The sequence below is a fragment of the Rhizobium sp. BK008 genome (assembly GCF_014197345.1).
GTDB classification, from domain to species: domain Bacteria; phylum Pseudomonadota; class Alphaproteobacteria; order Rhizobiales; family Rhizobiaceae; genus Rhizobium; species Rhizobium anhuiense.
In genome coordinates, this window is record NZ_JACIFK010000001.1 from 1,449,282 (window position 1) to 1,471,102 (window position 21,821).

Below are 21,821 nucleotides of genomic sequence, written 5' to 3' on the forward strand. Positions count from 1 at the left end.
TGCCGGCGTGAGCCACATATCGCGGGAAAGGTCCGATATCCGAGACGGAATCGTACGGCCTCTCGCGGTTTAAGTTTCTGGTAAGCGCGCGCCATTCACTTATCGCTCGGAAGTGCATGCTTTGCCGATATCCGCAGACCAATTTCGCCGCGGTGAAATCCATCTTGTGTCGGCAAGCAGCGTATTTGAGCTGATGAGGTTGGAATGTCGAGATTGCCGCTAACGTTGCTACTTATGTTATTGACTATATTTCCACTGCTGGCCTTCGCGCTTATGGGTGCGTCGACCGCATTGGAATACTACCATGGGTATTCTTCTTTCGAGCAGGCGGACGTCACGCAACGCCTTGGAAGGGCTGGCGGCGTTCTGGCACAGGTCATCCCGGCAGAAGCGTTTTCTTCTGCTGACGACCGTCAGGCGCGCCGGGCCGCATCGGATGCTGCTCTTGCGGAAGTTCAGTCTGCCTACGACGCCTGGAAAGCGTCCGGTCTTGCCGATCCCGCGATCGAGCATGCCGTACAGATCATTGGCGAGAAGCGCGACAATCTTGCGAATTTCCGCAGCCGTGTCGATGCCGGAACCGCCGGCGAGACTGAAGGAGGTGTTGCCCTGCGTCCCGCTGCGGCCGCCGGTCTGGATCTGATCCGCCGCACCGGCGCGACGATCGACGATCTCGAACTGGCGCGTTTCATCAACGGCTTCCACGCCCTAATGCAATTCAGGGAGGCGGGGTTCATGGAAATCAGGCCGGGCAGGGCTTATATCAAGAATTCGACAATGGCGGTCGATCTCTTTTCGTCGCTTCTGTATTCCAAGAGCCTGCGACAGCTTTATTTCGCGCCGATGCATGAGTTTCTGCCAGCGGACCTGGTAAAACCCTACGACGATTTCGAGGCTGGCGCCGAGGGCAGGTTCATAGCGAGCGTGCGCGATCAGGTTTACGCGAACCTGCCAAACGTCTCCTTTCCCGTCGATACAGCTGATCGCTGGAATGCCGCAACTGGGCGGAGAGCCGAACTGCTGGGCCAGCTTGTCACACGCGCCAGCGCACGGCTCGACCAGACGGCCGCCAAACGCTACTCCGAACTTCGGAAATCCTTCCTGGGCTATTCCGGCTTGACACTCGCGATCATGACGATTGTCCTTTTGCTCTGCGTAACGGTCATTCGCAGGATTTCCCGCTACATTCGGTCGCTGACCGGACGCATGACGGGACTGGCGGAGGGCGATACCGCAACGGAAGTGCCGTTGACGAGCCGACGCGATGAAATCGGTGAGATGGCGCGAAGCCTGGAATTCTTCCGTGAGGCAGCGATTCAGAAGAAGAACCTCGAAGCGTCGGCAGAATCCGAGCGGGATCGCTCGGAAAAAGAAAAACTCGACATCCAGGAAAGCGCCGAGCGCGAGGCGGAAGACCGGCTTACGCGGGCGACCACGGCGCTCGCGACAGGTTTGAAGCGATTGGCGCATGGCGACCTGGTCTGTGAGCTAGAGGAGCCGTTCGCTCCGCAATTCGAAAGCCTGCGCGAGGATTTCAACGCCTCTATACGGCAACTGCGGGACGCGCTCCAGACGGTCGGGCGCTCTGTTGAAAGCGTGACCAGCGGCAGCGCCGACGTGTCCGCCGCCTCCGAAGATCTCTCGAAACGCACGGAGCAGCAGGCCGCCTCGCTTGAAGAAACTGCGGCAGCGTTGGAGGAAATCACCGCCAATGTGATGTCCACCACCAAAAGGACTTCGGAAGCCCGCGGCGCCGTTCAACGCATGCGAGATCATGCCGAGATATCCGGTCGTGTGGTGCGTGACGCGGTCGGCGCCATGAACCGTATCCAGGGCTCTTCCCAACAGATCAGCCAGATCATCGGGGTCATCGACGAGATTGCCTTCCAAACCAACCTCTTGGCGCTCAATGCAGGTGTCGAGGCGGCGCGAGCGGGCGAAGCCGGGAAGGGTTTTGCGGTCGTCGCCCAGGAAGTCCGTGAACTCGCTCAACGCTCTGCCAACGCGGCGAAGGAAATCAAGAAGCTCATCGACACTTCGGCTTCGGCTGTCGGGGAGGGGGTAAAACTCGTCAGTGAAACCGGTTCGGGGCTGAGGACGATCGAGGAGCTCGTGCTTGATGTCAACGTTCACATGGACGCGATAGCGATAGCGTCCCAAGAACAGTCCTCCGGACTTCACGAGATCAATACAGCCGTCAATCACATGGATCAGACAACGCAGCAAAATGCCAGCATGGTCGCGGAGATGAGTGCAGCCGGTGCGAGTCTTGCACAGGAGAGCCGGAGTTTGGCGACGCTGTTGAAGCATTTCCGCTTCGAGACCGGGCGGAAGGACATTCGCATACAAAGAGCTGCCACAGAACTCAGAAGCGTTCGACGCCCCTTGCCTCAAACGAGCCGTGGCAATCTAGCACTCGCATCCTCAAATGAAGATTGGCAAGAGTTCTGACTCCGGCAAACTGCCATCGAATATATCAACCATGAAGACAACGGCAGGGTCGTTCCCGGCCGTTTCCTCGACGCTGTTTCACCGCGCGGAACTGCTTGGGTTCAGGATTTGTCTGATCCATCCTCACGCGCCTTGCTTGCCAAGATAACGTGCCTGCCACTTGCCCGTCCTGACGTTTTCCTCGGTTGATTTGTGCAGCATTTCAGTGAAGCGTATCGCTGCAAGCGTGCGCTCCGTATTTTGAAGCGAGGCGATCAGCCAAGTGACGTTGAGGTTGTCGATCGGCGACCAGGCGAACTGGGTCAGCGGTGAGTTGACCATCCCGCAATAGGGCATGATGGCAAAGCCGACCTTGCGCCGAATGAGGTCGTCCATAGGCGCATATTCGGTTTCTACGGCAACTTTTGCCCGGCGGCCGATACGGGCGAATTCTGCTTCGACCAGTGTTCTCAGGCCGTCGGGACGCGGCGTCAGGATCAGCGGTCGGTCCGCCACCGCATCGAGGCTGACCGGCCGATCGGGCGACAGACCGCTGTCGACAGGCCCGACCAGGTAAAGCTGCTCCTGAAGCAATGGCACGGTGTGCAGATCGGGCTCCGTCAACGGTGCAGCCAGAATGCCGATGTCGATGTCCCGGAAAAAGATCGCCTCGCGAAGCTGGACCGAATGTGCACCGCGGACGCGAAGGCGCACATGCGGGTAGGTCTCCACGAAGCTTGCCACAAGTTCGCCGGTCAATACGCGTCCCATGAAGGGCGGCGCGCCGAAGGCAAGCCGGCCTGATGGCGTGTTGGCGGCGTGCATGACTTCCTCCGGAATCCTGGCGATCTCTTCCAGAACCGCTTCCGCGCGCGTCCGGAACACTTCGCCGGCCGGCGTCAGTGTCAAGCCTCGACCCGTGCGATGAAACAGTGGCGCGCCGATCTCCTGTTCCAAGGCTGTGATCTGCCGGCTGAGCGCCGGCTGCGAGATGTCGAGCTTTTCGGCCACGCGCGACAGATTGCCGAACTCGGCGGCCTTCAGAAAATATTCCCATTTTCGAAGGTTCACAGCCTCGCCTCCGTTCGTGCCGCGATATGCATTTAAGGTTATAGCTGAACTGCCGTTCTGTCTATTGATGAAAGGCGCCGCGCTTGGAATAGTCGCAATGGGTTGAGGAGCCCGTGTTCGAGGAGATCTTTATGTTCAAGCGCGCAATTCTGACCGCAACTGTCGTCATCGCCGGCGGGACCCAGTCCTGGGCCGAAACCCGGATCGCCATCGGCACGCCTCCCATTGCCGAAGTGGAAGCCGCCTTCGTGGCCAAGGATGAGGGCCTGTTTGAAAAGAATGGCCTCAACGTCGAGTTCCTGCCGACCGGCTCCAACCAGACGCTGGTGGCATCGCTGGTCGCCGGCTCGCACCAGATCGTCGCCGTTTCGCCCACCGTGCTGTTGCAGGCGGTCGACAGCGGGATCGACCTCGTGGTCGTTGCCAATTGCGGCGTGACCGCAGCGCGCACGGCCAGGAATGTCGGTCTTGCGGTACGCGAGGGTGTCGAGATCGCCAAGCCGGAGGACCTGGTGGGCAAGAAGATCGGTACGCCAAGCATCGGCGGCACCCTGGATATCCTGTTCCGCCAATGGCTCAAGCAGAAGAACGTGTCGGAGAAGAACATCACCTTCATCGAGGTGCCGATCCCGAACACCGCTGACGTCCTCAAGGGCGGCACCATCGATGCAATCATCGCCGGACAGCCTTCACTCGGTCGCGCCGTCAGCCAGTCGAATGGCAAGGTGGCGTTCAATTTCATGGCGGACCTTCCCGAAAGCCTGCCTTATACGACCTTCGTGGCGACCCGCGATTGGGCCAAGGACAATGCCGAGACCATCAAGTCGTTCCGCGCCGCCTTCGCTCAGGCGACAGACCTGGTGGCCGCCAATCAGACCAGAACCCGCGAGATCGTCTCGAAATACACCAAGCTGCCCATTGAGGTTCTGAACAAGATCGAACTGCCGGAATGCAAGACCGTGCCGACCACGGCCGCGCTCGACTATTTCGACAAGGCGATGCGGGAAGGCGGCATGCTGACCGGCGAGATCGATACCGCTGGCCTGATCGCTCCCTGAGCCCCCTTCGTCAATATCCACAGGTGACATCATGGCCCAGATGACCGGCGCGGAAGCGCTAACCCTTTTGCTTGTTCGGGAAGCGGTTCCCTTTGTCTTCGGCGTCGCCGGCGGCAAGCTGAACCCGCTGTTGCATGCAATTTCGCGCGAACCGTCGATCCGTTATCTCGGTGTGCGCCATGAGGCATCTGGCCCCCTGATGGGGGCGGCGATTGCCGCAGCGAGCGGACGGATCTGCGTGGCGCTCGGTGAAATGGGACCGGGCTCGTCCAATCTGGTCGGCGGCCTCGGCACCGCCTTCAACAACAACTTGCCACTCGTGCTCGTCACCTCAAACAATCACCATGCGTGCGCCTATCCCCACCGCGGCATGTTCATGGATCTCGACACGCATGCGCTCCTGAAGCCGCTGACCAAATGGAGCGCGGTTGTGCATGACGGGCGACGGCTGCCCGATCTCGTCCGCGACGCCTTCCGCCAAGCGCTGACCGGGCGGCGCGGCCCGGTTCATCTCGATGTGCCGCAGGACGTATTTACGACCAAGTTCGATTTCGACGACGCGGCGCTTTCGCTGCCGCCATCGGCCTATCGCACCGTCGAAGGCCCGAGAGCCTCCGCTGCCCAGATCGCCCGCGCCGCCGACATGCTGGCGCAGGCGGAGCGCCCGGTGCTGGTTGCCGGCGGCGGCGTCGTGTCCGCGGAAGGGGGCGCGCTGTTCCGCAATCTTCTGGAGGTTCTGAAGGCCCCGGCGCTCGCCACGCAGATGGGCATCGGCACGGTTCCTTCGGATTCGCCGTTCTTCATCGGCCATGGCGGCATCATTGGCGGCGACGCGGTTTCTTCGGCCCTTGCCGGAGCTGATGTCATACTAGCTGTCGGATGCCGGTTTTCCTCCTGGCTCTGGAACGAAACCGGTGCCCTTGCAGGCGGCGGTGCCGACCTCATCAACATCAACATCGATCCGATGAGCCTTGGCGCGAATGCCCGCCATGCCCTCGGCATATGGGCGGATGCCGCCAGCGCGCTTGCCGATCTGCTTGATGCCCTGAGGAGCCGGCAGATACCGGATCGGTCGCGGTGGCTGGCGCGCATGCGCGATATCTACGCCAGCTATCGCGGCAAGCTCGAACGCATGAACGAGGACAATGGCCCGGTCATGCATCCCGCCCGTCTCGGCACCGCGCTCGGCAAGCTTCTGCCCGCCGATGCGCTGATCGCCTACGACGGTGGCCACACCTCCTTCTGGAGCAATGATCTCACCCCGGCAACCATCGAACGCACCCGTTTCCACGAGCCCGGCATGTGCCAGCTCGGCTTCGGCACGCCCTATGCGGTGGCGCTCAAGCTACTTCATCCAGACAGGCCGGTCTTCAACATCTGCGGCGACGGCGCCTTCGGCTTCACGCTTTCCGAGCTCGACACCGCCCGGCGCTACGGTCTGCCGATCATCAACATCATCCACAACAATGCCTCCTGGGGCGTCATCAAGATGGGCCAGAGAAAGACCTACGACTTCTCGTTCGGTACGGATCTTGACGGTGTGGACTATGCCGACGTCGCACGCGGTTTCGGTTGCCATGGAGAGCGGGTGACAACGGTGGAAGAGATCGGGCCGGCTCTCGAGCGGGCTATCGCCTCCGGCCTCCCGGCGGTGATAGATTGCCACGTCCGTTTCGAGGCGCATCCCAGCATGCCTTACTTCGCGAAGATGAATGCCTATGGATTCCCGCAGGGGGCAGGCGGCCCGCATGCCGCTCTTGTGAAGGGAGTTTGATGTGGTTGTGACGCAATTTTCCACCCGCCGACCCTATGGTGAAAGCAATGCGCCGGCCTCCGGCGAGACGCGGATTCGCATCCGCGACGTGACGCTCTCCTATGGCCCGCTCCAGATCATCGGCGGCATCAGCCTCGATGTCGCGGCCGGTGAGACCGTCTGCGTCATCGGCCCATCCGGCTGCGGCAAGACCACGCTGCTGCGCATGCTGGCCGGTCTGGCAAAACCGACCTCCGGCAGCGTCGAACTCGATGGCGCGGGGCTTGGCGGACCGAACCGCTCCGTGGCGATCGTCTTTCAGGACTACGGAAAGGCTCTGCTGCCCTGGCGGACGGCAGCAGGCAACGTATCGCTGGCGCTGGAAGCACGCGGCTGCCGCCCCGCCGACCGGCCTGGGATCATCCGAGATCTCCTCGAGAAGATCGGCCTTGGCGCTCACGCCGACAAATATCCGGGTGAAATGTCCGGGGGCATGCAGCAGCGCCTGCAGATCGCCCGCTGTCTGGCGCAGGAGCCGAAGGTGCTCCTGATGGACGAGCCCTTCGGCGCCCTTGATGCCATGACGCGGCAGGCGCTTCAGGACGAGGTTCTCGGACTGGTTGCCGCAACCGGGGCCACCATGGTTTTCGTCACGCATGATCTCGAGGAAGCGATCTATCTTGGCGACCGGATCGTCTGCCTGCAGCCGAATCCCGGCCGCGTCGGGCGGATCGTCGACGTGTCGCTGTCGCGGCCACGCGACCAGCTTCTGACCCGTGAGGATCCGGAATTTCTGCGTCTGCGCCGTGAACTCTACGATCTCATCAAGGATGATCACCAATGACCGCGCAGCGCCTGCTGAGCACTGGCTGGCGCGCGGCTCTGCTGCCGGTCGCCCTCATCGGCCTGGCGCAGCTTGCCGCGACCGCGACTGCGCTGGAAAGCGACAGCCTGGCGAGCCCGTTCGATATTGCCAAGGCCTTCTTCTCCGTCGTCGCAGACGGTTCGCTGCTGCGGGCGACGGCGGATACGCTGAAAGCGGCTGCCGCCGGGTGCCTTCTCGGTGTCGGGGCAGGATCGCTTCTCGGCATCGTGCTCGGCCTTTCCCGCATTGCAGACGATGCACTCGATCTGACGATCGAGCTGCTGCGGCCGATCCCCGTGGTGGCGCTTATCCCGGTCGTGATGATGTTGCTCGGCTTCGGGGCGGAAATGGAGATCGTCATCATCGCGCTCGGCATGCTGTGGCCCTCGGTCGTGCTGGCACGCGCCGCCGTCAAGGAGGTGGAGCCGCGCCTGATAGAGGTATCCAGCGTACTTCAACTCGGCTTTGCCGCCCGTCTCGGCAAGATCGTTCTGCCGGCCATCCTGCCACAGCTCTTCATGTCGCTGAAACTTGCCGCCGGCTATGCGCTTGTGGTCGCAGTGACGGTGGAGATCACGGCCAATCCGCTCGGCCTCGGCTATGGTATCATGATGGCGCAGCAGGCCCTGAGGCCGGCTGAAATGTTTGCCTATCTGATCTGGATCGGCGCGATCGGCTGGCTCATCAGCCTGCTTCTCAACGCGGCGCAACGGGCCTTCTTTCCGGCCTTCGTCAAGGGAGAGGGGCGATGAGGCATTTTTCCCTGCGACGGCTTTTGCTCGGCACTGGGGCGCTGGTACTCTTCGTTCTTGCGTGGAAGCTGGTGACCGATGCCAAAATTGTCTCGCCGATCTTCTTCCCCGGCCCGGAGCGAACCTATGCCGCGCTGGTGAAGGGGCTCTTCGGCGGCGCCCTTCTCACGCAGACGCTGGAGACGATCCAGCGCATGCTGCTCGGCTGGCTGCTTGCTTCGTTCGTCGGCGTCTTTCTCGGCGCGCTTATCGGCGTGTCGAAACAGGCTCGCGCATTCATCGCTCCGACGCTCGAACTGCTTCGGCCGCTTCCCGCTTCGGCCATGATTCCGATCGCAATCGCCTTTCTCGGTTTCTCCGATCACATGGTCCTCGTCGTCATCGCCTTCGGTGCTCTCTGGCCGATGCTGCTCGCCACGATGCACGGCTTCGCCGCCATGGAGCCGCGGCTCTATGAGGTCAGTCAGGTGCTTGGCCTCAGTCGTTCAGAGGTGATCTGGAAGTTGGCACTGCCGAGCGCCATGCCGATGATCCTCGCCAGCCTGCGGCTCGGCCTGACCATCTCACTCATTCTGGCCGTCGTCGGCGAAATGCTTGCAAGCCGCGAAGGGCTCGGCCAGAGCATTCTGGCGGCCAGCCGAAGTTTCCGTTCCCCCGATCTTTTCGCCGGCATCGTCATTCTGGGGGCAATTGGCCTCGCCGGAAGCCGGTTGCTATCGGTTGCGGAAAAACGCCTCCTGCGCTGGCAGGCCGCCAGCCGCTGATTTTTGTCTTTTGAATAGATGGATCTTGTCATGTTCAAACTTTCCGATGCCTCAACCATCATCGACACCGCCCTTGCGGAAGGACGGACCCGTGGTCTCGCGCCTCTGGCTGTCGCCGTCCTCGACGCCGGTGGCCATCTGGTCGCGTATAAACGCGAGGACGGGGCCGGCATCGTTCGTTTCGACATCGCCTTCGGAAAAGCCTGGGGCTCGCTCGGCATGGGATTCGGGTCGCGCGAATTGACGGAACGCGCCGGCAAGAACCCAACATTCGTCACGGTTCTATCGGCCGTCAGTGGTGGGCGCATGGTGCCTTCTCCGGGCGGTGTCTTGATCGCCAATGGACAAGGGCACATCATCGGCGCGGTCGGAATTTCCGGCGATCTCGGAGACAATGACGAGCTTTGCGCCATTGCCGGCATCGAGAAGGCCGGGTTCCGGCCTATCGCAAAACTTGCAGATTGATTTCTGGAAGAATTCGCCTGTTCATTTAAAGGGAAGCCTCCTGCAGACCGCAAGCTGCATCGACGGGGCTTTGTCCTGCGAACGGAATTTCACCGATTAGAGCCTTCACCAGCGCCTGCTGCACCGGCGGCACGGCGGCATAGCCGTTCACGAAGGTTCTGCATTCCGGCATGTGATACAGCAGGAACGGCGTGCCGAGCGAGATGTAGACTGTGGGAAGATAGTCCCACAGTCTTTGCATCGAAAGCGGGAACAAGCCGTGCAGGTCCTCCCAGCGCGGCCCCAGGTTTTCCTTGGCGGACACACCTTCCTCGGCCATCAGATACATGCCGATATCGTGGGCGGCCGGATCGATAGCATCGCCCCGGCGATAGAGCGTGACGTCAAAACCCCGTTCGCGCAGCATATCGGCCACGCGCAGTTGCGGCAGTGGGCCGGAAGGGCTCATCCGGCTTTCCAGTTGCGCCAGCAGGATACGTTTGTGCCGGCTCGGATCAAGCGGCAGCAGAGCCTGCTGGTCCTTGACCAGCGTGATCCCGGCCTCCGCGGCCGATTTCGACCATGCGGCATGCTCGGCGCCGCCGAGCAGCCGCGGGCGATCTTCCGCCTCCGGGGGATGGCCGCCGGTCTCGTGGAGCTTCATCGATGCTTTGAGCGCAAGCACACGCAAGACCGCTTCATCGACACGCTCCTGCTTGAGAAGACCGTTCTGAAGGCCTTCCCTGATATAGCCGAGATCCTTGTCGAGATCAGCCGGGAACAGCAGGATATCGCAGCCCGAGGCGATGCAGAGCGGCACGAGTTCCCGCCGCGCGCCGCGCGCATTGAAGCCGACCATGCCGGAGGCATCGGAAACGACCAGGCCATTGAAACCCAGCTCTTCTCTGAGAAGGGTGGTGGTGAGGTCGAAGTTGAGCGACGCAGGCATATGGGCGGGGCTCAGGGCCGACGATCCCAGCTCGGCCGTGTAGGCGGGAAGGGTGATGTGGCCTGCCATGACGACCTGCACCCCCTTCGCAAAGGCGTCGGCATAGATTTTGCCAAACGTCCGGCGCCACTCTTCCATCGGCATCGTATTGTGGGTGGTGGCGAAATGCTGGTCCCTGTCGTCGATGCCGTCACCCGGCCAATGCTTGATCGAGCTTGCGAAACCCGCCGAGCGGGCGCCTTGCTGATAGGCCGTCGTCATTGCCATGACTGTCGAGACATCCGCGCCGAATGACCGGGTGTTGACCACGTTCGAACGGAAATTGACCGCAAGATCGGCAACCGGCGTCCAGGAGATATTGAAGCCGAGAAAACCGCCCTCGCGCGCCGCAACGACACCCATGCGCCGCGCATGCTCGGCGTCTCCCGTCGCAGCGATGGCCATCTGGTTGAGGTAGGGCGTTCCGGCCGCAACGCTGCTCTTCTCCGAGAACTCGATGTCGCAGCTCATCAGGAGCGGTATCGCCGTCTGCGACTGAAGGAATTGCGCGCTGTCGCGCAATTCCTGCTCGGAACGGGAGGGCATGCGATGAATGCCGCCGACATGGCGCTGCAGCGGGGCCGAGAGATTTTCCGGCGAGAGGTCGCGGCAAAGAGGCAGCATGATCTGCCCGAGCTTTTGGTCCAGCGACAGGCTGTCGAAAGTGGATCTCACCCACGCAAGAGCCGTGTCATCGAGATGGAAGGGATGTCCTGCAAGCTTTTCAAGGATGGTCTCGGTCATCAAACCCGCTTTCCGCTGTCTGCGTCAAATATGTGAAGGCGATCCTCGGACAGGCCGAGCCACGCCTTGTCGCCGGGTTTTATGCTGACGGAGGCTGATGTCTTGGCGCAGATGCCAATGCTGCCGCGTTTGCACCAGACGAGCTTTTCGGCTCCCATCGGCTCGACGACGTCGACCTCGACCGCCACGCCCGATGCGGCCTCTTCTGCATGGAGCACGACGTCTTCGGGGCGGATGCCGACGATCACCTTTCGGCCGTTGGCCAGCGGCGCTTGCAGCGCGGACGTGATGCGCACCGCCTTGCCGTCGATGATCACATCGCCGCCTTCAACGGCGGCGTCGAGGAAATTCATGGCGGGCGAGCCGACGAAACGGGCGACGAAGGTGTTCGCCGGCTTGTTGTAGATCTCGTCTGGCGTGCCCTGCTGCTGGATGATCCGGTCCTTCATGACGACGATGCGGTCGGCAAGCGTCATCGCCTCGATCTGGTCGTGGGTCACATAGATCATCGTCGACTTGAGCCGCTGATGAAGACGCTTGATCTCGACGCGTAGGTCTGAGCGCAATTGGGCGTCGAGGTTGGAGAGCGGTTCGTCGAAGAGAAACACGCCCGCGTCGCGCACGACGGCGCGGCCGATCGCCACGCGCTGCCGCTGGCCGCCGGAAAGTTCCGACGGTTTGCGGTCCAGCAAGGGTTCGATCTGCAGCATCCTTGCCGCATTGGCGACGCGCTTTTCGATTTCCGGCTTGGCGGTCCCGGCGACTTTCAGGCCGAAACTCAGATTTCCCCGCACGCTCATCCGAGGATAGAGCGCGTAAGACTGGAAAACCATCGCGATCCCGCGGTTCTTCGGCTCGACATTGGTCATGTCGTGACTGCCGATCAGGATCTGCCCTTCGGCAACGTCCTGGAGCCCGGCGATCGCATTCAGAAGCGTGGACTTGCCGCAGCCGGAAGGCCCGAGCAGGACGATGAATTCCGACGGCGGAATGTCGAGATCTATGCCTTTGAGGACCTCGACCTGCCCGTAGCGGATGCCGAGATTTCGCAGTTGAACGCCTGTCATGATTAGCCTTTCACGGCACCGGAGGCCACGCCGCGGACAAACCAACGGCCCGAGGTGAAGTAAACGAGAAGCGGGATGATCGAGGTGAGCAGCGTTGCCGCCATCTCCACATTGTATTCCCGCTCGCCATAGGTGGAGTGCACGATATTGTTGAGCTGGACGGTCATCGGCGCATAGTTGATGCCGCCGAAGACGAGGCCGACGATGTAGTCGTTCCAGATGAAGGTGACCTGCAGGATGCCGGCGACGGCGATCATCGGAACCGACATCGGCAACAGGATGGAGAAGAAGAAGCGCCAGTAGCCGGCACCGTCGACACGAGCGGCCTTAAAGAGATCGATCGGGATCGTTGCGAAATAATTGCGGAACAGCAGCGTCACGACGGGCAGAGCGAATACGACATGCACCGCGATCACGCCGGCCAGTGAATTGAACAGGCCGATGGTGGAAGTGATGTGCACGAGCGGATAGATCAGCACCTGATAGGGAAAGAAGCCGCCGATCAGCAGCACGGTGAAAAGCACGTTGGCAAAGCGCACCCGCCAGAAGCTCAGCGCATAACCGGTGACCGCGCCGGCTGCGATGGCAAGGGCGACGCTCGGAATGGTGATCAGCACGGAATTCACGAAGCCGACTTTGAGACCCTCGCAACGCAGTCCCGTACAGGCAGAATTCCAGGCCTTGGACCAATATTCGAAGGTCAGCGCATGGGGCAGGGACAGCAGCGTGCCCGTCCGGATCTCCTCCATCGACTTGAAGGCCGTCACGATCATCACGTAGAGCGGGATCAGCACCACGATCGCGATTGCGATCAGCAAAACGTAGGTCAATGCGCGCGACAGCGGGGCGGCATAGGCATTGCGGTGTACGGGAGCGCGGCCGTTTTCAGTGGTCATTCGACAGCTCCCTTGCGACGGTTCTTGAGATAGAGAAGCGGCACGGAGACCAGCAGGACGAGAAGCAGCAGCGTGGTGGCCGCGGCGGATGCAAGGCCCACCTGCTGGCGTTCGAACATGTGATCGATGATGAACTTGGCCGGCACATCGGTTGCAATGCCCGGTCCGCCGCCGGTCATGGCAACCACGACGTCGAAGAGGCGCACGACCGTCAGACACATCAGGACCAGCGCAGTCGTGATGCTCGCGCCGATACTCGGGACGATGATATAGAGATGCGCCTTCCAGGCGGGGATGCCCTCGATGCGGATCGCCTTCCACAGATCGTCGTCGACGCCGCGTAGCCCGGCGAGGAGAACGACCATGACCAGGCCGGACGAGTGCCAGACGGCTGCGAAGATGATCGTAAAGATCGCCGTATCCGCATTGACGATCCAGTCGAAGGAGGCATTCTCGAAGCCGAGCTTGCGAGCAACGTCGGCAATGCCGTAATTCGGATCGAATAGCCAGCGCCATACCAAGCCGGTGACGATGAAGGACATGGCGAAGGGATAGAGGTAGATCGTCCGCAGCGCGTTCTCACCGCGGACGCCGCGGTTGATCATGGCGGCGAGCGAATAGCCGATGAACAGCGTGACCGGGATGAAAATCACAGCGAACAGGGCCATATTGGTAAGCGAGACATGCCACCGGGCGTTGGAGAACAGGTTTATGTACTGGGTGAAACCGGCAAACCTGTAATTGGGCAGCATGGAGGACCGGGTGAAGGATATGCCCGCCGCCCATAGAACGCCTCCGACATAGACCGACAAAACGACGAATGCGACGGGAACAAGTGTCAGGGTCGCTTGAAGGCGACTGTTTGAAGGCGACGTTGCGAACACGGCTGGGGACTCCGAATATCTCAGTCGTTCGGGGGAGGCGACGGAATACGCTCCCCCCGAAGCGGTTGCGTCAGCTCGCGGAGAGCCCGTTCGCATAGGCCTCGATGAACTGGTCGGCAGTCAGGCCGCCCTTGCTCCAGAAGCGGGTGATCGCATCCTCAACGGCACCGACAACGGCCGGCGGGAACATCATCTGGTCGCCCGCCGTTGCGAGCTTGGCGTCGCTGAAATAATGCGACGCTTGCGCAATACAGCTGTTGAGCTTGGACGTATCGGCGCCCTTCAGGATAGGGATCGTACCGTTGGCAACCGCAAAGGCGGTCTGTGTCGGAATATCCGTGAAGGTCTTGAGGAGCAGATCCTGCGCCTTGGCCATCGCATCATCCGCGGGTTCGGGGAACAGGAACACGTCACCCGAGATGATCATGCCCTGATCGGCGCCGATGATTGCACATTCATAGTCGCTGCCGGCCGATTTCCCGGCAGCAGCAAAGGCTCCGTTCAACCATGTGCCGCCCTGGGTCATAAGCGCCTTGCCTGAGATGACGAGGTTGGTCGAATCCGGCCAGGAGCGCCCCGGCGAGCCGGCATCGGCATAGTCCTTGAGCTTTTCGAACACTTTGACGGCGGCCTTGAACTTGTCGCCCCGCACCGCTGCCGCATCCCTCTTGTAGATAACCGCATCATAGGTTTCGCGCCCTGCAACGCCGAGCACGACGGCATTGAACATCAGCCGCTCCCAGCGCGGCTCCCCGGAGGGCGCGAAAGGAATGAGGCCAGCCGCCTTGGCCTTGTCGAGCGCAGCAAATACCTCGTCCCAGGTCTTGGGCGTCGACACGCCTATTTTGTCGAGGATCGGCTTGTTGAACCAGAACCAGTTGGCGCCGTTGCCGGAGATCGGAAGCGCCCAGATCTTGCCGTCGACCGTGCCCGAATTCAGCAGGGCTTGCGGCATTTTTTCCTGCCAGTTGTCGGCCGTGGCGGTCTCCGTCAGATCACGAAGCAGTTCGTTTTCCTGGAGTTCGATAAACTGGGCACCGGTATTGAACAGCATGGCGGCGGGTGGGTTGCCGCCGACCACCCGGTTGACGGCCGTCGCGCGGGCGTTCGGTCCGCCTGATATGGCATTGTCGACCCAGCTTCCCCCAAGCTCGGTGAACTTCTGGGCCAGAACCTTGACGCCGGCCGACTCGGCGGCGGAGGTCCACTGATGAATTACCTCAGCCTTGATCTCATCTGCATTCGCAGAGGCTGCGAAGCAAAGCGCGACTGCAGTGGTCGCAGTAAAAAGCAATTTGAAAATCACTGTCTTCTCCTCCTGAATTCCGCGGCGGATTATTCAGGAGCGCATTATCATTCGTCCAATAATGGATTTAGCAAATACCATAATCAGAAATTATAGATCTTTTCGACACTCAGACAGCGTTCATAGTTTCTCAAGCTCAACCGTCAGGTGGGCGACGCAGCGTCCGGGGGGTCGCTTTCGAGGTCGGCCCTGATGAAATCGGCGGTCTGTTCGTAGTGCTGCTGCAGCAAGCGTACAGCCTCGTCGCTATTGCGATCGAGCACGGCTTTCAGAATATCCGCATGCTCCTGCGCTACGTTGCGCACGCGAAACGCCTTGCGGCTGGACAGTGAGCGATAGCGATGAAGCCGGTCGGCGAGCTGTTCGCAGAAGCCGATCAACGGTCGCGAGCCGCAGCCGCCGATGAGCTGCGCGTGGAAGGCGCGATGCAGCCGCTCCCATTCCGGATTGCTCTCGAACCGCTCCGGGTTCAATGAGCGAGGTGCGCGCTCCAGCCTGTGGTGCGCAACGAGAAGGGCTTCCTCCCATGCCGGTGTGCTGTTTGCGAGCGACTCCCGCAAAGCCAGACCTTCCACCCAGCAGCGGGTTTTGGTCAGCTCCCCCAATTCCCCCAAGCTGATCGGTTTCACGAAGAAGCCACGCTGCTCCTTGCCGATGACCAGATCCTCGGTGGTTAGGCGGTTCAACGCCTCCCGCAAGGGCGTTTGCCCCGCTTCGTATTGCTCCATCAGGAAGCGCAGTTGCAGCTTGCGTCCGGGTTCCAAGCGCGCGGACAGGATGTCGGCCTTCAGCCGTTCGTAAATGCTGGTTGCCAGTGTTGCGGGGCTCTCCGGCCCCCTGTTCAGCGCATCTGCGTCCATATCGAGTCCATTGTTCAAATCTGTTTTCATATACACGACCACATGCAATTCGTAAAATTTATAAATTTTTACTTTACACGAGCGTTTATGGATATTATTCGAAAGCAGCACAGGAGGACAGCGTGAGCGTAGGCAAGCAAAGCGCAGGGCGGTTCGACAGCGGTTGCGGCTGCTGTGGCATCGACATTCACTGCCATGTCGTGCCGGCACGTTTTCCGCTGCCGGCTAGTGGCGCGCCGGTGCGCGGCTTTCCCTCTATGGTCGCCTCGGGCGATTGCCATGCCACCGTCGTCATCGACGAGAAGCCCTATCGCACGGTCAGCGACGCCTGCTGGGTCGCCGAACGGCGGCTCGAAGACATGGACCGTAGCGGCATAAGGCTTCAGGCACTTTCACCCATGCCGGAACTTTTCGGCTACTGGATGGAAACCAACGCGGCCAACGACCTCCTCCGTCACGTCAACGACGCGATTGCAGCACTCGTTGCGGAAGGAGAGGGGCGTTTCGTCGGGCTGGCCGGCGTCCCCCTGCAGGATATCGACCTTGCTATCGCCGAGCTGCACCGCACGGTCAGTACCCCAGGCTTTCGCGGCGTCGAGATCGGCAGCAATATAAATGGCGTTCCGGTCGGCGATCCCAGGTTCCATCCGTTCTTTGCGGAAGCAGAGAAGCTTGGAGCGGCCGTCTTCGTCCATGCGGTGCGACCGGCCGGCATGGACCGGCTCGTCGGGCCGGCGCCGCTTCAGCAGGTGCTCGGCTATCCCACCGATGTGGGGCTGGCCGCGGCCTCGGTGATCACCGGTGGGCTGCTGTTGAAATTCCCCCAACTACGGATCGCCTTCAGCCATGGCGGCGGCACGCTCGCCTCGCTTCTGCCGAGGCTGGAGCAGGGCTATGCGGCTTTCCCGGCTCTGAAGGAAACGATGGCTGAACCGCCCTCGGCACAGGCCCGCCGGCTCTACGTCGACTCTCTCGTCTTCGATACGGACACGCTGCGCCGCCTGGTTTCAGTTTTCGGAGAGGAACGCGTGTTGCTCGGCACGGACTACCCCTTCAATTTTCGCGACCAGCAGCCCGTTGCGCGCATCGAGGCCGCTTTCGCCGACACAGGACTGCGCGAACGGCTGTCCTTCAGGAACGCGCAGGCCTTCCTTGCCCTGGATGAGGTTTGATCAGATGTCCGACTTTCCCGTCACCGCCCTGCGCAGCGTCGAACTCGGCACGCCCGACCTGGCTGCATCCGTCGATTTTTATAGCCGGGTCTGGGGACTGGACGTGGTCGCCGAAGCCGGCGGCAAGGTTTTCCTCGCCGCGACCGGCGACGATTTCCATGTGCTGGAACTGAAGCCGAGCGACCGCTCGGAACTGCGCAAGATCACGTTCCGCGTCCATTCCGCCGAAGATCTGAAGTCGCTTTTTGCAAAGGCCGTTGCGGCGGGATGCGTCACGATGCGTGAGCCGGGACCTGCCGACGCACCGTCCGGCGGGGAGCGCTTCGTCGTTCGGGAGCCGCAGGGTTCGGTGCTGGAATTCGTCTATGGCGACGACAGGAAGGCGGGCACAGTCGTCGCCAACCGGCCGGAACGCCTCGCGCACGTCAATATCAACAGCGCTGACATCGAGGCCCTTTCGGATTTCTACCGCGATGTCCTGGGCTTCCGCCTGACCGACCGGTCGAAGCTGATGGCCTTCCTGCGCTGCAATGACGATCACCACGCCGTCGTGCTGGCGGAAGCGCCGGTGAACGGTTTGAACCATATCGCCTTCCTCATGCCCGATCTCGAATCGGTCATGCGCGGCTCCGGCCGGGTGGTCGATCACGGTTACCCGATCGGCTGGGGCGTCGGCCGCCACGGGCCGGGCGACAATGTCTTTGCTTACTTCGTCGATCCGCAGGGCGTCGTGGTCGAATACACCGCTGAGGTTCTGGAGGTGGACGATGATTATCGCGTGCGGGGTCCGGACGAATGGGTCTGGCCGCCGGGCCGCACCGATCATTGGGGCATCGCCGCCCCCAAGAGCGACGCCTGCAAGAAGGCACAGATTTCCATCGGATTTTCCGGCGCCTGACGCGGCCATCATCATAGCAGAGGCATTCCGTTGAATAGCGAGAACAACATTTCCCATCGTTATGACGTGCTGGTGGTCGGCTTCGGCCCGGCCGGCGCCGTGGCTGCCGGCATGCTGGGCGCGCGCGGTCATTCCACTCTTATCGTCGACCGGCTGACTGACATCTATGACAAGCCCCGCGCCATTGCCATCGACCACGAGATCCTGCGCCATTTCGACAATATGGGCATCGCCGACGACGTACTGCCCCATATCGCGCCCTTCACCGCTTCCCAGCACTTCGGCGCACAGGGGCAACTCATTCGCCGCATCGACATGGTGCCCGCGCCCTATCCGCTCGGCTACACGCCAAGCATGGTGTTCACCCAGCCTCCGGTCGAGGCCGTGCTCAGGCGGCATGCCGAAAGCTTCGATTGCGTCACGGTCGAACTCGGAACCGAGATGACCGATCTCGATCCGCAGGCCGATCAGGTCGTTGCAACGCTGAGGGACGCCTCCGGCAAGTCCCGGACGGTCGCGGCAAAATACCTGGTCGGTTGCGACGGCGCTTCGAGCCGGGTTCGCGAACTGTCCGGCATGACGCTCGAGGATCTTACCTTCGACGAGCCCTGGCTGGTGGTGGACGTGCAAGTGCATGATGCCGCACTCACCAAGCTGCCGCAGACCTCGGCGCAATTCTGCGATCCCTCGCGGCCGACCAGCTATATCATGGGGCCGAAGAACCATCGCCGTTGGGAAATCATGCTGCTGCCCGGCGAAAATCCGCGCGAAATGGAAAGATCCGAAAACGTCTGGCGGTTGCTGTCGCCCTGGCTCACGTCAGAAGAGGGCGAACTCTGGCGCGCCGCTGCCTATCGCTTCCATGCGCTGGTGGCCGATGAATGGCGCCGCGGCAGGGTGTTGATCGCCGGCGATGCCGCTCACCAGCAGCCGCCCTTTATCGGGCAGGGCATGTGCCAGGGCTTGCGCGACGTTTCCAATCTCGTCTGGCGGCTGGACCGCGTGCTGACGGGACAATCCTCGGAAGCGCTGCTCGATACCTATACGGTCGAGCGCAAGCGCCACGTGCAGACCCTGACCGGCAAGATCAAGGCGATCGGCCAGATGATCTGCGAACGCGATCCGGCGGCAGCGGCCGCGCGCGATGCTCGCATTCTCGCCGAGGGCGGCGGCAAGCCGCCGACCATTACCCGCCAGGAAATCGTTCCGCCGATCGAAGAAGGTCTGCTTGCCGCGGCGGGAACGTCGGCGCGGGGGCTGCTCTTTCCGCAGCCCGCCATCGTCGAAGGCGCTTCCACGCGCCTGCTGGATCATTTCACCGGCCCGAATTGGCGGCTCATCCTCGACGGCCGCCGGATCGGGGCCGGGGAGGGAGAAGCATTTGCCGGGGAGATCGATGGGATCGTGATCAAGACCGTCGTCCCTGAAGGTGCGGAGACAGTCGATCCCTCGGCCCTTCGCGAGAAGGATGGCGTGCTTTCCGCTTGGTTCGACCGGCATGGCGCAATCGCCGCACTGGTGCGTCCTGACCACTATGTTTTCGGCGCTGCCCAGAACGTTCAGGCGCTTCGCCAGCAGATCGCGGATCTGCATGCTCGCCTCGCCTGAAGAGCAGGGCCTGTCACACATTGAAGTTCAATCGGTTTCTGGGAGGAAGATATGACCGAACCAACCACTGTTACCTCAGGCAAATGGCGCCCCTTTGCCGTTCTTGCCCTTCTCTTTCTGTTCCAGACGCTGAACTTTTTCGACAAGCTCGTCTTCGGGCTGTCGGCGGTGCCGATGATGAAGGAGCTTGGGATTTCGCCACAGCAGTTCGGGCTGATCGGCAGCAGCTTCTTTTTGCTGTTTTCGATCTCCGGCGTCCTTGTCGGCCTTTTCGTGATCGGCCGCATGCCGGTCAAGTGGATCCTCGTCATTCTGGCGGCGATCTGGTCGATCGCCCAGATCCCGATCTATTTCACCAGTTCGGTGACGGTCCTGATCGCCTGCCGCATCCTGCTCGGCCTTGGCGAGGGACCCGGCCTGCCGACGGCATTGCATGCCTGCCATAACTGGTTCAGCCCGGAAAAGCGCAGTGTGCCGAGCGCCGTCGTGCTGCAGGGCATCAGCGTCGGCCTGCTCGCCGGCGGTCCGATCCTCACTTATATCATCGTCAGCCACGGCTGGCGTTCGGGCTTCCTGTTCTGCGGCCTCATCGGCATTGTCTGGATCGCGGCCTGGCTGCTCATCGGCGGCGAAGGGCCGCATGCGGGCACGGAGAATGAAAAAGTTCGCGCCACTGTCGGAGATTCGCCGGTTCCGGCCCGCAAGCTCTGGCTCGATCCGACCGTGATCGGCGTCATCATCATGTCCACCATGTCCTACTGGATCGTCGGCATGTCGGCCACCTGGCTGCCACCCTTCCTGCAGCAAGGCCTCGGCTATTCGCAGACTGAGACCGGTTCAGTCATCTCGGCCGTCTACATCTTCCAGTCTCCGTTGCTGCTCGTCGGTTCATGGATTGCGCAGCGGATGCTGCAGAGTGGCGTCAGCAAGCGCACGACGCTCGGCAGCACCTCTGGTTACGCACTGCTTGTCAGCGGCGTGGCGCTCATCGCCTCCGTTCATGTGAGCGGCCCGCTGCAACTGGTACTGATCGCGATCGCCTTTGCCGCGCCGAGCCTGACGACGATCTACGGCCCGATCACGCTCGGCAGCGTGGCGCCCGCCGCCCAACGCGGCCGGCTGATCGTCGTGATCTATTCGGCGAACGCCATCTCCGCACTCGCGTCAAACGCCGTCACCGGCATGATCGTGCAGGCCGCAGGACCCGACCATGTGGCTGCCGGTTATGCGAACGCCATGCTGTTCACCGCCGGCATCCTCATCATTGGTGCAATTTCCGCCTTCGCGCTGATCTTCCCGGACCGCACCATCGAGCGCTTCGGCAGGATGACGCGCTTCACCGAACAAATGCAGCGGGTCTGAACGGCGCGCAGGAAATTCTGATCACAGACAGGAGAAGAAGTCATGAGATTGTCCACCGTCAAGATCGCCGGCCGAACGACCTGGGGCGTCGTGGAAGGCGAACGCTTCCTCGATGTCGGCGCCGCGCTCTCGGCCCGCTATGCCGACCTCAAATCGGCTGTCGCTGCTGGCTTTGACGGCGTTGCCGAGGCCGCTGCTGCCGCGGCCGCCACGCCTGTCGACGCGGTCGAATGGTTGCCGGTCATTCCCAATCCCGACAAAATCCTCTGCGTCGGCCTGAACTACGAAATGCATCGCAAGGAAACCGGCCGTTCGGAGGTGGAGAACCCCACCATCTTCGCCCGCTATGCCAATAGCCAGACAGGACACCTCGCTCCGATCATACGCCCGAAGGTCTCGACCGAACTCGATTTTGAAGGCGAACTGGCCGTCATCATCGGCAAACCCGGCCGCTACATTCCGTACGCCGAAGCCATGAACCATGTCGCCGGTTATGCATGCTACAATGACGGCAGCATCCGCGACTTCCAGCGACATACGCACCAGTTCACCCCGGGCAAGAACTTTCCAGATACCGGCGCCTTCGGTCCATGGATGATGACGCCGGGCGAACTCGGCCCGCTTGGCGAGCTGCGGCTGCAGACGCGCTTGAACGGCGAGGTGGTGCAGGACGCGACCTTCAGCCAGATGATCTTCGATATTGCGCGCCAGATCGAATATTGCTCCGCCTTCACCCGGCTCGAAGCCGGCGACGTCATCGTCAGCGGTACGCCGGGTGGGGTCGGCGCCAAGCGCAATCCGCCGCTTTGGATGAAGCCGGGAGACGTGGTCGAAGTCGAGGTCGATCGGCTTGGCAGCCTGCGCAATCCAATCGTCGACGAGACGTGCTGACGAAAGTC

General features: G+C 61.7%; 19 protein-coding genes. 12 read left to right on the top strand and 7 right to left on the bottom strand.

Going from position 1 to position 21,821, the window contains the following annotated elements:
• Positions 1-204: 204 nt before the first annotated feature.
• Complete coding sequence (locus tag FHT69_RS07035; RefSeq protein WP_183905119.1) at positions 205-2,451, top strand: methyl-accepting chemotaxis protein; 2,247 nt, start codon at positions 205-207, stop codon at positions 2,449-2,451.
• A 123-nt stretch (positions 2,452-2,574) separates the two neighbouring features.
• Here FHT69_RS07035 and FHT69_RS07040 read toward each other — a convergent pair whose 3' ends face one another.
• Positions 2,575-3,501, bottom strand: coding sequence for a LysR family transcriptional regulator (locus FHT69_RS07040; protein ID WP_063475623.1), 927 nt, complete (start codon positions 3,499-3,501; stop codon positions 2,575-2,577).
• 131 nt (positions 3,502-3,632) lie between these two features.
• Here FHT69_RS07040 and FHT69_RS07045 point away from each other — a divergent pair, with 131 nt between their 5' ends.
• Genes FHT69_RS07045 through FHT69_RS07070 form a run of 6 tightly spaced genes read left to right on the top strand, consistent with a single transcriptional unit; the run spans position 3,633 to position 9,158 of the window.
• Complete coding sequence (locus tag FHT69_RS07045; RefSeq protein WP_143541067.1) at positions 3,633-4,559, top strand: ABC transporter substrate-binding protein; 927 nt, start codon at positions 3,633-3,635, stop codon at positions 4,557-4,559.
• 31 nt (positions 4,560-4,590) lie between these two features.
• Positions 4,591-6,333, top strand: a complete 1,743-nt coding sequence (locus tag FHT69_RS07050) for a thiamine pyrophosphate-binding protein (protein WP_063475621.1) — start codon at positions 4,591-4,593, stop codon at positions 6,331-6,333.
• Position 6,334: 1 nt separating this feature from the next.
• The gene (locus FHT69_RS07055; protein ID WP_028756750.1) at positions 6,335-7,156 is read left to right on the top strand and encodes an ABC transporter ATP-binding protein; all 822 of its coding nucleotides are present in this window, start codon (positions 6,335-6,337) and stop codon (positions 7,154-7,156) included.
• Positions 7,153-7,929, top strand: a complete 777-nt coding sequence (locus tag FHT69_RS07060; protein ID WP_028756751.1) for an ABC transporter permease — start codon at positions 7,153-7,155, stop codon at positions 7,927-7,929. The genes FHT69_RS07055 and FHT69_RS07060 overlap by 4 nt, the downstream gene beginning before the upstream one ends.
• A complete protein-coding gene (locus FHT69_RS07065; protein ID WP_049813421.1) occupies positions 7,926-8,693 on the top strand; it encodes an ABC transporter permease in 768 nt (255 codons plus the stop codon). Before FHT69_RS07060 ends, FHT69_RS07065 begins: the two co-directional genes overlap by 4 nt.
• 30 nt (positions 8,694-8,723) lie before the next feature.
• On the top strand, positions 8,724-9,158 hold the full coding sequence (locus tag FHT69_RS07070) for a GlcG/HbpS family heme-binding protein (RefSeq protein ID WP_049813423.1): 435 nt from the start codon (positions 8,724-8,726) through the stop codon (positions 9,156-9,158).
• A gap of 25 nt (positions 9,159-9,183) precedes the next feature.
• Here FHT69_RS07070 and FHT69_RS07075 read toward each other — a convergent pair whose 3' ends face one another.
• The 6 genes from FHT69_RS07075 to FHT69_RS07100 form a co-directional block, all read right to left on the bottom strand.
• Positions 9,184-10,869: a glycoside hydrolase family 3 protein gene (locus FHT69_RS07075; RefSeq protein WP_097623429.1), complete on the bottom strand. Its 1,686-nt coding sequence runs from the start codon at positions 10,867-10,869 to the stop codon at positions 9,184-9,186.
• Complete coding sequence (locus tag FHT69_RS07080; RefSeq protein ID WP_063475619.1) at positions 10,869-11,936, bottom strand: ABC transporter ATP-binding protein; 1,068 nt, start codon at positions 11,934-11,936, stop codon at positions 10,869-10,871. The genes FHT69_RS07075 and FHT69_RS07080 overlap by 1 nt, the downstream gene beginning before the upstream one ends.
• 2 nt (positions 11,937-11,938) lie before the next feature.
• On the bottom strand, positions 11,939-12,832 hold the full coding sequence (locus FHT69_RS07085) for a carbohydrate ABC transporter permease (RefSeq protein WP_063475618.1): 894 nt from the start codon (positions 12,830-12,832) through the stop codon (positions 11,939-11,941).
• Positions 12,829-13,716 carry a carbohydrate ABC transporter permease gene (locus tag FHT69_RS07090; protein WP_063475617.1) on the bottom strand — a complete coding sequence of 296 codons (888 nt, stop codon included), beginning with the start codon at positions 13,714-13,716 and terminating at the stop codon, positions 12,829-12,831. The genes FHT69_RS07085 and FHT69_RS07090 overlap by 4 nt, the downstream gene beginning before the upstream one ends.
• 70 nt (positions 13,717-13,786) lie before the next feature.
• Entirely contained in the window at positions 13,787-15,022 is a 1,236-nt protein-coding gene (locus FHT69_RS07095) for an ABC transporter substrate-binding protein (RefSeq protein ID WP_097623430.1), read from the bottom strand.
• A 143-nt stretch (positions 15,023-15,165) separates the two neighbouring features.
• Entirely contained in the window at positions 15,166-15,882 is a 717-nt protein-coding gene (locus FHT69_RS07100) for a GntR family transcriptional regulator (protein WP_097623439.1), read from the bottom strand.
• Between the two features lie 122 nt (positions 15,883-16,004).
• Between FHT69_RS07100 and FHT69_RS07105 the strand changes: the two genes are divergently transcribed.
• Genes FHT69_RS07105 through FHT69_RS07125 form a run of 5 tightly spaced genes read left to right on the top strand, consistent with a single transcriptional unit; the run spans position 16,005 to position 21,813 of the window.
• Positions 16,005-17,054, top strand: a complete 1,050-nt coding sequence (locus FHT69_RS07105; protein ID WP_097623431.1) for an amidohydrolase family protein — start codon at positions 16,005-16,007, stop codon at positions 17,052-17,054.
• 4 nt (positions 17,055-17,058) lie between these two features.
• On the top strand, positions 17,059-17,952 hold the full coding sequence (locus FHT69_RS07110; RefSeq protein ID WP_097623432.1) for a VOC family protein: 894 nt from the start codon (positions 17,059-17,061) through the stop codon (positions 17,950-17,952).
• Positions 17,953-17,982: 30 nt separating this feature from the next.
• Complete coding sequence (locus FHT69_RS07115; RefSeq protein WP_097623433.1) at positions 17,983-19,560, top strand: bifunctional 3-(3-hydroxy-phenyl)propionate/3-hydroxycinnamic acid hydroxylase; 1,578 nt, start codon at positions 17,983-17,985, stop codon at positions 19,558-19,560.
• Between the two features lie 51 nt (positions 19,561-19,611).
• Positions 19,612-20,922 carry an MFS transporter gene (locus FHT69_RS07120; protein ID WP_097544287.1) on the top strand — a complete coding sequence of 437 codons (1,311 nt, stop codon included), beginning with the start codon at positions 19,612-19,614 and terminating at the stop codon, positions 20,920-20,922.
• A 42-nt stretch (positions 20,923-20,964) separates the two neighbouring features.
• Entirely contained in the window at positions 20,965-21,813 is an 849-nt protein-coding gene (locus FHT69_RS07125; protein WP_063475611.1) for a fumarylacetoacetate hydrolase family protein, read from the top strand.
• Positions 21,814-21,821 lie beyond the last annotated feature (8 nt).

Bases quoted from the DNA above. Each gene is read 5' to 3' on its own strand.
- FHT69_RS07035 (WP_183905119.1), top strand. From the start codon at position 205: ATGTCGAGATTGCCGCTAACGTTGCTACTTATGTTATTGACTATATTT.
- FHT69_RS07045 (WP_143541067.1), top strand. From the start codon at position 3,633: ATGTTCAAGCGCGCAATTCTGACCGCAACTGTCGTCATCGCCGGCGGG.
- FHT69_RS07050 (WP_063475621.1), top strand. From the start codon at position 4,591: ATGGCCCAGATGACCGGCGCGGAAGCGCTAACCCTTTTGCTTGTTCGG.
- FHT69_RS07060 (WP_028756751.1), top strand. From the start codon at position 7,153: ATGACCGCGCAGCGCCTGCTGAGCACTGGCTGGCGCGCGGCTCTGCTG.
- FHT69_RS07065 (WP_049813421.1), top strand. From the start codon at position 7,926: ATGAGGCATTTTTCCCTGCGACGGCTTTTGCTCGGCACTGGGGCGCTG.
- FHT69_RS07070 (WP_049813423.1), top strand. From the start codon at position 8,724: ATGTTCAAACTTTCCGATGCCTCAACCATCATCGACACCGCCCTTGCG.
- FHT69_RS07075 (WP_097623429.1), bottom strand. From the start codon at position 10,869: ATGACCGAGACCATCCTTGAAAAGCTTGCAGGACATCCCTTCCATCTC.
- FHT69_RS07080 (WP_063475619.1), bottom strand. From the start codon at position 11,936: ATGACAGGCGTTCAACTGCGAAATCTCGGCATCCGCTACGGGCAGGTC.
- FHT69_RS07085 (WP_063475618.1), bottom strand. From the start codon at position 12,832: ATGACCACTGAAAACGGCCGCGCTCCCGTACACCGCAATGCCTATGCC.
- FHT69_RS07100 (WP_097623439.1), bottom strand. From the start codon at position 15,882: ATGGACGCAGATGCGCTGAACAGGGGGCCGGAGAGCCCCGCAACACTG.
- FHT69_RS07110 (WP_097623432.1), top strand. From the start codon at position 17,059: ATGTCCGACTTTCCCGTCACCGCCCTGCGCAGCGTCGAACTCGGCACG.
- FHT69_RS07120 (WP_097544287.1), top strand. From the start codon at position 19,612: ATGACCGAACCAACCACTGTTACCTCAGGCAAATGGCGCCCCTTTGCC.
- FHT69_RS07125 (WP_063475611.1), top strand. From the start codon at position 20,965: ATGAGATTGTCCACCGTCAAGATCGCCGGCCGAACGACCTGGGGCGTC.